This is a genomic window from Salinibacterium sp. SWN167 (genome assembly GCF_015864665.1).
In the GTDB taxonomy this organism is placed as follows: Bacteria; Actinomycetota; Actinomycetes; order Actinomycetales; family Microbacteriaceae; genus Rhodoglobus.
The window spans coordinates 800,334-812,754 of record NZ_JADYWU010000001.1 but is presented as its reverse complement, the minus strand read 5'-3'; the positions used below and the strand labels follow the sequence as shown (position 1 = coordinate 812,754).

Here is a 12,421-nt window from a genome sequence, read left to right as displayed (position 1 = left end):
TTATTCGCTAACCATGTTTACGACTTCATCGTATTTCGGACTGTTCATGAAGTTATCAACTGAAACATGGATTGCGCCGGGAACTTTCTCCGTGGCACGGTCAGTCAGTTGATTCTGCGTGATGATGAGGTCTTCCGAACCATCGAGGTTCGCGATTGCCTTGTTCGTCACGTTGACGCCCTCGATGCCGGCCTTCGCAAACTTGTTGCGGAGAACGGTTGCTCCCATGGCACTCGATCCCATGCCTGCGTCACACGCAAACACAACGTTCTGGATCTTCGTGGCAGTTGCTGCACCAGCAGTTGCACCAGCAGTTGCAGCACCAGCTCCGAGCAGGTCGCTTACCGAGCTGCCCTTGCCCTTGTTGGCCTCGTTCTTAGCAACGGCTGCTGCGAGAGCATCGTCACCGTTGGCCATAGCTTCCAGGTCGCGCTTACGACCCGCACGAATGATGATCGAAGCGACCAGGAATGAGACAGCCGCGGAGAATACAACCGACAGCAATACGCCAACGATGCTTCCGGGAGGCGTCTGGGCGAGAACCGCAATGATCGAGCCCGGTGATGCCGGAGCGCGCAGACCCGACTGGAAGATGACGTTCGTGAGAACACCAGTTGCTCCACCAGCGATTGCTGCAACAACGAGCAGCGGCTTAGCCAAAACGTACGGGAAGTAAATCTCGTGGATACCACCGACGAAGTGAATCAGGATGGCACCAGGAGCGCTCGCACGCAGCAGACCAACACCGAATACCAAGAAGGCAAGCAGGATACCGAGGCCGGGGCCAGGGTTTGCTTCGATGAGGAACAAGATCGACTGTCCCTTTTCAAGAGACTCGGCCGTTCCCAGCGGCGTGAAGACACCGTGGTTGATGGCGTTGTTCAGGAAGAGGATCTTGCCGGGCTCAACGAAAACGCTTGCCAAAGGCAGCAGGCTGTTGTCAACAAGGAACGCGATAACCGCTTCGAGACCGTTGCTGATCGCCGTGACGAGCGGAGCGATCAGGAAGAATGACGCAATCGCGAGCAGCATGCCAACGATTCCACCAGCGAAGTTGTCGACGAGCATCTCGAAACCAGGACGAATCTTTCCCTCCCAGAGTGAGTCGATCTTCTTCATGACCCACGCAGCACCGGGACCAACGATCATGGCGCCCAGGAACATCGGGATACCGGCGCCAATGATGACACCCATCGTCGCGATGGTTCCAATAACTCCACCGCGGGTTCCGTAAACCATGCGGCCACCGGTGTTAGCGATGAGCAAGGGAAGTAGGTAAATGATCATCGGACCGACGAGGCCCGTGTTTGTTACCTCGGGGTCAAGGCTCCAGCCACCAAGCTGCTGAACCCAGACCGGGTCGATGCCGAGCAACGGCAACCAACCTGTTTGGATGAACAGTGCAGTGATAAAGCCCCAAGCGATGAATGCCGCAATGTTGGGCATCACCATTCCGCTAACGAAGGTTCCAAATTTCTGGACCCCTACGCGCGCACCGCCACTCTTGGCGGTCGTAGACGACGTTGTCATTGTTTTACTCCGATATCTGTGATGTGAGGATACTGCGAGGGAAGCGGCCGAACACGACTAGCTCTCGTCGTGATCGGTACTGAGAATTTCGGTCAGGGTGGCGATAACGGCATCGGCGCCCTCGCCTTCAGCGGCAATGGTGACCTCGTCGCCATGCGTGACGCCGAGCGAGATGACGCTCAGGATGCTTGAGGCATTTACCGACTTGTCGCCTTTGGCGATAGTGACGTCGAGTCCAGAGGCAGCTGCCGCCTGGGTGAAGAGTGATGCGGGACGAGCGTGAAGCCCGTGTGCCGAAGCCACCCGAATAGTTTGTTCAGCCATTGTTGCTGCTTTCTGTCGTTACTTGAGGGAAGGAATCAAGGAGGTCGAGGGCAATATTTGCGCCAGCTGCATCAAAGTTCAGGGCCGGAAGTTGGATCGCTTTCGCACCAATCGCGGCGGCGGCAATTGCTGCCTGGTCGAAGAAATCTGCAACGTGGGAGCTCACCAGCACGACATCCACAGAAGTGAGAGGCATACTCAGCGCTGCAACGCTCGCGGGGGTAAAGGTATGAGGCAGACCGCGAACAGTCGCCTGTCGACGAAGTGCGTGTGCCAAAAAGGTGCTCGAGGCACCTGCTCCGCACAAAACCAGCACTGTAGACACCTGATCGCCTCCTCGCGATAAACCTTCTTCACACCTTCGATATCTATAGTGGCTGGGAAGGTCCCCTGAGTTCCAGTAGAGAAGATTCCGCCCCCGCGGAAACATTCATAGGCAAGAATGGAGTTCTCATGCTTGCCAATCACGCACGACTCATCGACTACCTCGCTCAAGCCGAGGCGTGGGTGACCGCTGCCGAGCTTGCTGACAAACTTGGCGTCACTACGCGCAGCGTGCGCAGTTACGTCACTGCGGTGAAGTCCTCAGCGCTTCCTCTTGAGGTCATCGAGTCATCGACGGCCGGCTATCGCCTCAACCGCGAGAACTACGCAGAGTTCCTCAAGGGCGCATCAAATCGCGAGGCAGAACGCCCCCGCGATCGCCAGTACCATCTTGTTCGTCGCCTTGGCGATGCTCCTGACGGCACAGACATTCACGCCCTCGCCGATAGCTTTTTCGTCAGCGAGTCGACTATCGAAGCCGACCTGCGAAAGATCAAGGCAGCCGTAGAGGAATCAGGGTTAACGCTCACTCGGCGCGGGCCGCTCGTCATCTTGTCAGGAACGGAGCCCAACCTTCGTCGGCTGCTCAGCAAGATGTTCCGTCACGAAGAATCCCAGGGTTTTCTTGAACTCGAGAGTATTCAGCGTGAATTTGAGTCGTCCGATCTCCGCTCGTTTAAGACTTCACTGCTCGAGCTCCTCGACTCCCACGGGTATTTTGTCAACGAATATGGGATTAACCATGTCTTGCTCCACGTTGCAATTGCTGCAGACCGCACGCTCCCGCGCGATCAGGACACTGCGGATGACGCAAGCTCTCCCCCAGCTCTGAGCACCGCGCCAACCCTCTCCAAAGAATCGGCAGCCTTTTCCATCGACCTCGCGGCGCTCATCACGTCGCACTTCGGCGCGAATCTGCGAGAAGACGACCTTAATGAGATCGAGCTCCTGCTCACTACGCGCGTCATTACCCGCGTCGCAAGCCCCGATTCGCCTGCGGATGTCGATCTAGAGGAACTCACCTCTCGCGTTCGCCGCACCGTGAAGCACGTTGGCGAGGAATACCTCATTGACCTTGACGACGACGACTTCATCATGAGGCTGTCATTGCACGTGCGCAATCTCATCCTTCGCGCGCAAGACCTCTCCTACTCGCGCAACCCCATGACGCGGTCAATCAAGACCACTTATCCGATGATCTACGAACTCGCAGTGTTCATCGCGGCGGAAGTGCAACGCGATGAAGGCATCACGATTCACGACGACGAGATTTCCTACATTGCCCTTCACGTTGGCTCGCACCTCGAGCGTCAGGCGAAGCGCGAGGTGCGACTGACAGCCGCGCTCGTATGCCCCAACTACCATGACCTCCACGTCATCTTGCGAGAGCGAATCGAAGCCGTGCTCGGCGACGAGCTGCAACTTCGCATCGTGATCACTCGAACCGATGTCGACCTCGCTGAGCTCTCCACCGATCTCGTTTTGACCACCATCGATCTGCGGTCGTTCGCTGACAACGTTGTGCTGATTCAACCGTTCTTGACCGAAACCGATGTGGATGCGATCCGTCGCACGATCGGTCGCATCCGTCGGCTGCGTCGCCGGCGTGAACTCACCGATGAACTCCTGCGCTTCTTTGACCCCGCGCTGTTCTTGCGCAACTTTACCGCCCCGAGCGAGGAAGCGATGATCGCCGCCCTTGGACATCGGATGATCGAAGCCGGCGTTATTGACCACGGCTACATCACAGGCGCGATCGAACGCGAACGCATGTCATCCACGGCCTTCACCGACACCCTGGCTGTTCCCCATGCGATGACCATGAACGCTCACCGCACGGCAATCAGCATCGTCATCAATGAAACGCCGATGCCATGGGGTGAAAACAAGGTCAACGTGATCGCCTTGATCGCCTTCAGCGCTGCCGGTCGCACAACGTTCCAAACAGTGTTCGACCAATTCGTAACGGTCTTTTCTGACCGTGAGTATGTGCAGCAACTCGTCAAGAAAGCGGTCGACTTTCCCACATTTATCGATGAACTAGTTCGAGGCATCGAAAGCTAGCGATCAGGGGCAATAATTTCTGCGAGATCGTGCGCGGAGTGAACCCGATTGCGATGCGCCAGTCGCGAACCGTCTTTTTTTCGTCCGCCTGTGCAGGCGAATCAGTAGGCGGCGAGCTCCCAGTATTCGTATTCGTCACCCCACACCGTCTGTTCGACTGCCCAGCCCTCGAGATTTGTAAGAGCGAAGCAAACCGCCACGATCTCCTACTCCAGCCCAGTGCGCTGCCATTCGTTCATATAGGGCTTTTGATTTGTCTGGGCGTCGTAGCGCGCCGTGGAGAGATCGACGAATGTCACGCATCCCGCAACATCTTGACCGCAAAGGGCGTCTGCGTCGTCGAGAGTATAAAACGCGAAGCACATGCCGAGAGAGAGTTGGCAACGGATTCCATTGTCGTGCCGGCACTATTTGTCGCGGTGATTGTTGCCGCCACGGCGAACACCTCTGTTAGTTCGGCGCTTGTTGTTTCGAGGCAGAGGGAATCCTCACGCACCTCGCGCGCCTCCCGCCCGCGCTTTCAGGCCCAACTTTCAACGATGAGCTCGACTCGCGCCCCGATCACTCGATCCTTCTGTTCGATGTGTCCGTAGCCTGCTCAAGCCTGATGAAGCTCTGCGGCGATGACGAAAGCTAGGGCCAGAACGACGATCGCGATGATGAAATCGCGCCGCTCAGCCGGTTTCCCGACGCTGTGGATAGCGACCGCTATCCCCTAATCGTCAGGATGGATAACAACTCACGGCGCAGAACACGCTGCTAACGGCGCTAGCCACCAATCAGAGTTTTAGCGAGAACCCGCATCAGTGGCAGAAATACCGCGATCGAAAAGAGCTTCGGTGATTCGCGCAGTGACCGCGTCAATTTCGCCAAGAGCATCGATCGTGACAAGCACGCCGCGGTCCGCGTAGACCTTCACGAGCGGAGCAGTCTGTTCGCTGTAGACCTCAAGACGGTGACGAACTACCTCTTCGGTATCATCGCTGCGGCCCTGTTCGAGCGCGCGCTTACGAAGGCGGTCCACAACGACATCAGGATCCGCTTCGAGTTCGACGACAACATCAAGCGCAGCACCGTGGCTTGCCAGAAATTCGTCAAGCTCGCGGACCTGATCGGTCGTGCGAGGGTAGCCGTCGAGCAGGAAGCCCTGCTTGGCGTCTGGCTCTTCGAGACGATCACGAATCAATGCGTTCGTGAGCGAGTCAGGAACATTGTCGCCGGCATCCATAAATGCTTTGGCTTTGTTCCCGAGCTCCGTGCCGTTCTTCACATTGCTGCGAAAAATGTCACCAGTAGAAATTGCAGGAACGCCGTAGATCTCGGCAAGACGAGCGGCCTGGGTGCCTTTTCCAGCACCAGGGGGACCAATCAAGAGAAGTCGTGTCAACGCAACAAACCTTCGTAATGGCGCTGCTGCAGCTGCGAATCGATTTGCTTGACGGTCTCAAGACCGACGCCAACGATAATCAGGATGCTAGCTCCGCCGAATGGGAAATTCTGGTTGGCCCCGATGACTACGAATGCAATCAAAGGGATCATTGCCACGAGGCCTAGGTACAAAGAACCAGGCAAGGTGACGCGAGTCAAGACGTAATCGAGGTATTCGGCGGTCGGTCGACCGGCACGGATACCAGGAATGAAGCCACCGTACTTCTTCATGTTATCTGCGACTTCTTCAGGGTTGAAGGTAATCGCAACGTAGAAGTAGGTGAAGCCCACAATCAGCAGGAAGTAACCGATCATGTAGATCGGGCTATCGCCTGAAACCAGATTGTTCTGGACCCAGACAACCCATGCTGCAGAGGTTTCGCCAGCTTGTGGCTGGTTGAACTGTGCAATCAAGGCGGGGAGGTAGAGCAACGACGAAGCGAAGATCACGGGGATCACGCCGGCCATATTGACCTTGATCGGAATGTAGGTGTTGTTACCACCGTAGGTACGACGGCCCACCATGCGCTTGGCGTACTGCACAGGGATGCGCCGTTGCGACTGCTCGACAAATACAACGGCCGCCATGATTAGGATGCCCATGAGCAGCACAAGAACGAACGTCTCGATGCCGCTAGCCACGTAGATGCCCCAGAGTGCGCTCGGGAACGTTGCAGCGATCGAGGTGAAGATCAACAGCGACATACCGTTACCGATACCGCGCTCAGTGACGAGCTCTCCCATCCACATGATGAGGCCGGTTCCTGCGGTCATGGTGATGACCATGAGCAAGATCGCGTACCACGCATCGTTGGTGATGAGTTGGCTACATTCGGGAGCACCAGCCGACTGGAACAGTGCACCACTTCGCGCGACAGTGATCAATGTCGTGGACTGGAGAATCGCGAGAGCGATTGTGAGGTAACGCGTGTACTGAGTCAGCGTTGCCTGGCCAGACTGGCCCTCTTTGTGAAGAGTTTCAAAGTGTGGGATGACCACACGAAGTAGTTGCACAATGATCGAGGCCGTGATGTACGGCATGATTCCGAGTGCAAATACGGAAAGTTGAAGGAGTGCCCCACCGCTAAAGAGGTTGATGAGGTCGTACAGTCCGCCACTCGATGAGTTGTAGGCGAGACATGCCTGAACGTTGGCGAAGTCAACGAACGGCGCGGGGATGAAGGAGCCAAGTCTAAACAGCGCAATGATGCCTAGCGTGAACCCGATCTTCCTGCGAAGGTCAGGCGTCCGTATGATCCGCGCGACAGCTTTAAACACAAGGCCTCCGATTTATCTATGTACTACGGGCGAGTGGGGAACCCCCTGCGGGATTCCCCACTCAACCTGCCTGCGTTTGTCACCGGTGTGACTAACGCGACACTAACGTTTGTCGTAGTGACAGTTACTGAACCGAACCGCCGGCCGCAACGATCTTCTGCTCGGCAGAGCCGGAGACCTTGTCAACTACAACGTTCAGCTTAACCGCAATATCACCCTGACCAAGAACCTTGACCTTTTCGTTCTTGCGAACCGCGCCCTTCGACACGAGGTCAGCAACGGTTACGTCGCCTCCCTTGGGGTACAGTTCCGCGAGCTTTTCGAGGTTTACAACCTGGTACTCGACGCGGAATGGGTTCTTGAATCCGCGCAGCTTAGGTGCACGCATTACGAAGTTGATGTTTCCACCTTCGAAACCAACGCGCATGTTGTAACGCGCCTTGGTTCCCTTGGTTCCACGGCCCGCGGTCTTACCCTTGGAGCCTTCACCACGACCAACACGCATGCGGTCTTTCTTAGCACCGGCAGCGGGACGGAGGTGGTGCATCTTCAGAACCTGCGGGCGGCTTGCAACATCGTCGCTCGAGGACTTCGTGGTGGTCGATGCCTTAGCGGCGGTCGACTTCGCAGGAGCCTTCGTGGCGGATGCCTTCGCAGCAGGAGCCTTTTTGGCAGCAGGAGCTTTCGCAGCTGCAGCCTTTTTTGGGGTTTCTTTCTCGTCAGCCATTAGTCAATCTCCTCGACCTTGACAAGGTGAGCAACCGTGTTGACGTAACCACGGTTCTGCGAGTTGTCCTCGCGCACAACCACGGAACCGATGCGCTTGAGCCCAAGGCTGCGCAGCGTGTCGCGTTGGTTCTGCTTCTCACTAATTTTGGACTTGATCTGGGTTACCTTCAGGCGACCAGCCATCAGACACCTGCCTTAGCTTCAGCCTCGGCGCGCAGCAAGCGTGCCGGGATTACGTGTTCTGCATCGAGCCCACGACGAGCGGCAACCGAACGCGGCTCTTCGAGCTGCTTGAGTGCCTCAACCGTTGCGTGAACGATGTTGATCGTGTTCGAGGAACCGAGCGACTTGCTCAGTACATCGTGGATACCGGCGCACTCGAGTACGGCACGAACGGGTCCACCAGCGATAACACCGGTACCAGCGGATGCGGGACGCAGCAGGACTACACCTGCGGCTGCCTCGCCCTGGACCGAGTGAGGGATGGTAGCGCCGACGCGAGGAACGCGGAAGAAGTTCTTCTTCGCCTCTTCGACACCCTTGGAGATCGCGAGAGGAACTTCACGAGCCTTGCCGTATCCGACTCCGACCATTCCGTTGCCGTCACCGACGACGACGAGAGCGGTGAAGCTAAAGCGACGACCACCCTTGACGACCTTCGATACACGGTTGATGGTGACGACGCGCTCCAGGAACTGGTTCTTGTCGTTGTCGCGGCTGTTGTTGCCACCACGTCCACCACGGTCGGGTCCACGCTCGCGACCGCCACGACGAGCCTCGCGGGGCTCGCTCGTTACGTCGGTCGCGGGGGCGTCTACGACGACCTCGGGTACGGAGATGGCGGTAGTCGCCTCAGCGGCCACGGCCTGCTCCTTGTTAGTTGTCTTGTTGTCCACGTTGTCGCTCACAGGTTCAATCCACCCTCTCGCGCTCCGTCGGCGATTGCTGCAACGCGACCTGCGTAGCGGCTTCCACCACGATCAAATACGACGGCTTCAACACCGGCGTCCTTGGCACGCTCGGCCACCAACTCACCGATCTTGCGTGCCTTGGCGGTCTTGTCACCATCGAACGTACGCATGCTCGACTCCATAGTCGACGCCGAAGCGACGGTAACGCCCTTGGAGTCATCGACAACCTGGACGAATACGTGACGTGCTGAACGCGTAACCACGAGACGGGGGCGCACTTCGGTGCCCACGACCTTCTTGCGGAGACGTGCGTGACGACGGCCCTTAGCGGCCGACTTGCTCTTACCTCTGGTTCCGAGAGCCATGTCTACTTACCACTCTTTCCGGCCTTGCGACGAACAACTTCGCCGGCGTAGCGCACACCCTTGCCCTTGTAGGGCTCTGGCTTGCGCAATTTACGAATGTTGGCTGCTACTTCGCCAACCGCCTGCTTGTCGATGCCGCTGACAACTAGTTTGTTATTGCCCTCGACCGCGAAGCTGATGCCTGCGGGCGGGTCAACGGTGATCGAGTGCGAGTACCCGAGAGCGAACTCGATTGAGCTGCCCTTTGCGGTGACGCGGTAACCAGTACCAACGACCTCAAGGCCCTTGGTGTAACCGTCGGTAACACCGATGATCTGGTTAGCGATGAGCGTACGAGTCAAGCCGTGCAGTGAACGCGATTCGCGCTCGTCATCGGGACGGGTTACGAGAACCTGACCCTCTTCGAGTGCTACAGCGATAGGTGCCTTGACGGTGAGCGCGAGCTCACCCTTCGGGCCCTTTACAGTGACGTCCTGGCCGTTGATGGTGAGTGTGACACCAGCGGGGACATCAATAGGAAGTCTTCCGATACGTGACATTTTGGGTTACCACACGTAGGCGAGGACTTCCCCACCTACGCCCTTCTGAGTCGCCTCTTTGTCGGTCAAAAGACCTGAGGAGGTGGACAAAATAGCCACACCGAGTCCGCCAAGAACCTTGGGGATTTCGGTCGAGCGAGCGTATACACGAAGACCAGGCTTCGAGACGCGCTTGATTCCCTTGATGGAACGCTCGCGAGTGGGGCTGTACTTGAGTTCGATCGTGAGGGTCGAACCCACGCGAGCGTCCTCGGTGCTCCAGCTGAGGATGTATCCCTCGGCCTTGAGCATTTCAGCCAGGCGCGACTTCAGCTTGCTGTTAGGCATTGAAACGCTGTCGTGGTGCGCCGAATTGGCGTTGCGCAGTCTGGTCAGCATGTCAGCGACCGGATCTGTCATTGTCATTATGTGTTTCCTGTCTCAACTGGTTTCGGCATCCGTTACACGAAGGCCGACCTGGTCGATCGGTGTTACTTGGTTAGTTAGATGCGTTCTCAGCGGTGCGGAAGGGGAAGCCCAGAGCCTTAAGCAATGCGCGACCTTCTTCGTTGTTCTTACCGGTGGTGACGATAGTGATATCGAAACCACGAACGCGGTCAATCTTGTCCTGGTCGATCTCGTGGAACATGGACTGTTCCGTGAGGCCGAAGGTGTAGTTACCGTTGCCATCGAACTGCTTGTCCGACAGACCGCGGAAGTCACGGATACGCGGAAGCGCCAGCGTGATCAGACGGTCGAGGAACTCCCAAGCGCGGTCACCACGGAGGGTAACGTGTGCGCCAATGGGCTGTCCTTCACGAAGCTTGAACTGAGCAATCGACTTGCGAGCGCTAGTTACGTAAGGCTTCTGACCAGTGATCGCGGTGAGGTCCTTGACGGCCCCATCGATGATCTTTCCGTCGCGAGCAGCTTCACCGACACCAGTGTTGACGACGACCTTGACGATCCCCGGAACCTGGTGGACGTTGGAAAGTCCAAGGTCCTTCTTGAGCTGAGCCGCGAGTTCATCGCGGTACTTCTGCTTGAGGCGCGGCTGGATTTTGCCAGCAGCAGGTGCAGTCGTCGTCATTAGTCTGCGTCCTTCTCGGTTGCCTTCTCGGCATCCTTCTTCGAAGCCTTGGGCTCAGCCTTAGCTGCCTTGGACTTCTTGGTCTCTACGCGGCGCGACTTCTTGAAGAAGCGCTCGCGCGTGGTCTTGCCACGGTCATCGGTGCCGACAGTGAAGCCAACACGAGCCGGGAGCTTGGTCTCGGGGTCAACGAGGGCGACGTTCGACACGTGAATCGGTGCCTCCATCGTCTCGATGCCACCGGTCTTGGTTCCACGCTGAGTCTGGCCAACCTTGACGTGCTTGGTGACGAAGTTGACACCCTCCACGACAATGCGGTCTTTTCCAGCGATAACACTGATAACGCGACCCTGCTTGCCGCGGCTTCCGCCACGCTCTTCGGTCGGGCCGCTGATGACCTGTACGAGGTCACCCTTGCGAATCTTTGCCATATCTACAGCACCTCCGGTGCGAGCGAGATGATCTTCATGAACTTCTTGTCACGAAGTTCGCGGCCAACCGGCCCGAAGATGCGAGTACCACGGGGGTCTCCGCCATCGGACTTGAGGATTACAGCCGCGTTCTCATCGAACTTGATGTATGAGCCGTCTGGACGACGAGTCTGCTTGATGACGCGAACGATGACGGCCTTGACGACCTCACCCTTCTTGACGTTGCCGCCAGGAATTGCGTCTTTGACGGTTGCCACGATGACATCGCCGAGACCTGCGTAGCGACGGCCTGAGCCACCGAGAACGCGAATCGTGAGGAGCTCCTTGGCGCCGGTGTTATCGGCAACCTTTACTCGGGATTCCTGCTGAAGCATTACTTAGCCTTTTCGAGGATCTCGACCAGACGCCAGCGCTTCGTAGCGCTGAGCGGACGGGTCTCGCTGATAAGTACGGAGTCACCGACGCCGGCCGTGTTGGCCTCGTCGTGAACCTTCACCTTGGAGTTACGGCGAACAACCTTGCCGTACAACGGGTGCTTTACGCGGTCTTCAACGATGACAACGATGGTCTTATCCATCTTGTCGCTCGTAACCAGTCCGCGACGGGTCTTACGGTACCCACGAGCGACCTCGGCGGTCGTCTCCGCGGTCTTCTTGTCTTCAACCTTGGCCATGACTACGCCTCCTTCGTCTCGTCAGTGGAGTCTGCTGCGGTCTCAGCCGCTGCATCCGCCTTCTTGGTGCTGCGCTTCTTGGTCTCCTTGGCGGGAGCCTCGACAGCAGCGGGGGTTGCACGGATGCCCAGCTCGCGCTCACGGATAACCGTGTAGATGCGGGAGATGTCGCGCTTTACAGCGCGGATACGTCCGTGGCTTTCCAGTTGACCAGTTGCGGCCTGGAAACGAAGGTTGAAAAGTTCTTCCTTCGACTTCTTCAGCTCGTCAACGAGTCGTTCGTCTTCAAAAGTGTCTAGCTCGACAGGGGCTAGCTCCTTGGATCCGATCGCCATTATGCGTCGCCCTCCTCGCGCTTGATGATGCGTGCCTTGAGGGGCAGCTTGTGAATTGCACGAGTGAGTGCTTCGCGCGCAGTCGTCTCGTCCACGCCGCTGAGCTCGAAGAGCACGCGACCTGGCTTGACGTTGGCGACCCACCACTCGGGCGAGCCCTTACCGGAACCCATGCGGGTTTCAGCGGGCTTTTTGGTGAGCGGGCGGTCGGGGTAGATGTTGATCCACACCTTTCCACCACGCTTGATGTGACGCGTCATTGCGATACGAGCTGCCTCAATCTGGCGGTTCGTAACGTATGCGGGCGTCAGAGCCTGAATACCGTACTCGCCAAACGACACCGTGGTTCCACCAGTAGCGTGGCCGCTACGGGAGGGGTGGTGCTGCTTGCGGTACTTGACCTTACGCGGAATCAACATTG

Annotated in this window: 17 protein-coding genes and 1 pseudogene; 1 reads left to right on the top strand and 17 read right to left on the bottom strand. The window is 57.5% G+C overall.

Annotated features, from left to right (window positions below; all coding sequences use genetic code 11):
• The 3 genes from I6E60_RS03835 to I6E60_RS03825 are packed head-to-tail and all read right to left on the bottom strand — an operon-like array spanning position 1 to position 2,284.
• Positions 1-1,530 (bottom strand): PTS mannitol transporter subunit IICB, encoded by a 1,530-nt coding sequence (locus tag I6E60_RS03835; RefSeq protein WP_197123125.1) that lies wholly within the window; start codon positions 1,528-1,530, stop codon positions 1-3.
• Between the two features lie 57 nt (positions 1,531-1,587).
• Entirely contained in the window at positions 1,588-1,854 is a 267-nt protein-coding gene (locus I6E60_RS03830) for an HPr family phosphocarrier protein (protein WP_197123123.1), read from the bottom strand.
• Positions 1,847-2,284, bottom strand: coding sequence for a PTS sugar transporter subunit IIB (locus I6E60_RS03825; protein ID WP_231601117.1), 438 nt, complete (start codon positions 2,282-2,284; stop codon positions 1,847-1,849). The genes I6E60_RS03830 and I6E60_RS03825 overlap by 8 nt, the downstream gene beginning before the upstream one ends.
• A 23-nt stretch (positions 2,285-2,307) precedes the next feature.
• Here I6E60_RS03825 and I6E60_RS03820 point away from each other — a divergent pair, with 23 nt between their 5' ends.
• Positions 2,308-4,242, top strand: coding sequence for a transcription antiterminator (locus I6E60_RS03820; RefSeq protein ID WP_197123119.1), 1,935 nt, complete (start codon positions 2,308-2,310; stop codon positions 4,240-4,242).
• A gap of 787 nt (positions 4,243-5,029) precedes the next feature.
• Here the strand turns inward: I6E60_RS03820 and I6E60_RS03815 are convergent.
• From I6E60_RS03815 to rplP, 14 genes and pseudogenes are all read right to left on the bottom strand, one after another.
• Entirely contained in the window at positions 5,030-5,629 is a 600-nt protein-coding gene (locus tag I6E60_RS03815) for an adenylate kinase (RefSeq protein ID WP_197123117.1), read from the bottom strand.
• Positions 5,626-6,948, bottom strand: coding sequence for a preprotein translocase subunit SecY (gene secY, locus I6E60_RS03810; protein ID WP_197123115.1), 1,323 nt, complete (start codon positions 6,946-6,948; stop codon positions 5,626-5,628). Before secY ends, I6E60_RS03815 begins: the two co-directional genes overlap by 4 nt.
• Before the next feature lie 124 nt (positions 6,949-7,072).
• Positions 7,073-7,675: a 50S ribosomal protein L15 gene (gene rplO, locus I6E60_RS03805; RefSeq protein ID WP_197123113.1), complete on the bottom strand. Its 603-nt coding sequence runs from the start codon at positions 7,673-7,675 to the stop codon at positions 7,073-7,075.
• The gene (gene rpmD / locus I6E60_RS03800; RefSeq protein ID WP_009773114.1) at positions 7,675-7,860 is read right to left on the bottom strand and encodes a 50S ribosomal protein L30; all 186 of its coding nucleotides are present in this window, start codon (positions 7,858-7,860) and stop codon (positions 7,675-7,677) included. The genes rplO and rpmD overlap by 1 nt, the downstream gene beginning before the upstream one ends.
• Positions 7,860-8,585 (bottom strand): 30S ribosomal protein S5, encoded by a 726-nt coding sequence (gene rpsE, locus I6E60_RS03795; RefSeq protein WP_197123112.1) that lies wholly within the window; start codon positions 8,583-8,585, stop codon positions 7,860-7,862. The genes rpmD and rpsE overlap by 1 nt, the downstream gene beginning before the upstream one ends.
• Positions 8,582-8,953, bottom strand: coding sequence for a 50S ribosomal protein L18 (rplR, locus tag I6E60_RS03790; RefSeq protein WP_197123110.1), 372 nt, complete (start codon positions 8,951-8,953; stop codon positions 8,582-8,584). The genes rpsE and rplR overlap by 4 nt, the downstream gene beginning before the upstream one ends.
• Before the next feature lie 2 nt (positions 8,954-8,955).
• Positions 8,956-9,492, bottom strand: a complete 537-nt coding sequence (rplF, locus tag I6E60_RS03785) for a 50S ribosomal protein L6 (protein ID WP_197106452.1) — start codon at positions 9,490-9,492, stop codon at positions 8,956-8,958.
• Between the two features lie 6 nt (positions 9,493-9,498).
• Positions 9,499-9,897, bottom strand: coding sequence for a 30S ribosomal protein S8 (gene rpsH, locus I6E60_RS03780; protein WP_197123108.1), 399 nt, complete (start codon positions 9,895-9,897; stop codon positions 9,499-9,501).
• 73 nt (positions 9,898-9,970) lie between these two features.
• Complete coding sequence (gene rplE / locus I6E60_RS03775; RefSeq protein ID WP_197123105.1) at positions 9,971-10,561, bottom strand: 50S ribosomal protein L5; 591 nt, start codon at positions 10,559-10,561, stop codon at positions 9,971-9,973.
• Between the two features lie 95 nt (positions 10,562-10,656).
• Positions 10,657-10,992 (bottom strand): annotated as a pseudogene (rplX, locus tag I6E60_RS03770) (50S ribosomal protein L24); the annotation flags it as partial.
• A 2-nt stretch (positions 10,993-10,994) separates the two neighbouring features.
• Positions 10,995-11,366: a 50S ribosomal protein L14 gene (gene rplN / locus I6E60_RS03765; RefSeq protein ID WP_100388198.1), complete on the bottom strand. Its 372-nt coding sequence runs from the start codon at positions 11,364-11,366 to the stop codon at positions 10,995-10,997.
• A complete protein-coding gene (gene rpsQ / locus I6E60_RS03760; protein WP_197106456.1) occupies positions 11,366-11,665 on the bottom strand; it encodes a 30S ribosomal protein S17 in 300 nt (99 codons plus the stop codon). The genes rplN and rpsQ overlap by 1 nt, the downstream gene beginning before the upstream one ends.
• Positions 11,666-11,667: 2 nt before the next feature.
• Positions 11,668-12,000 (bottom strand): 50S ribosomal protein L29, encoded by a 333-nt coding sequence (gene rpmC / locus I6E60_RS14605; RefSeq protein WP_197178965.1) that lies wholly within the window; start codon positions 11,998-12,000, stop codon positions 11,668-11,670.
• Entirely contained in the window at positions 12,000-12,419 is a 420-nt protein-coding gene (gene rplP, locus I6E60_RS03750; protein WP_009773124.1) for a 50S ribosomal protein L16, read from the bottom strand. The genes rpmC and rplP overlap by 1 nt, the downstream gene beginning before the upstream one ends.
• Between the last annotated feature and the right edge of the window lie 2 nt (positions 12,420-12,421).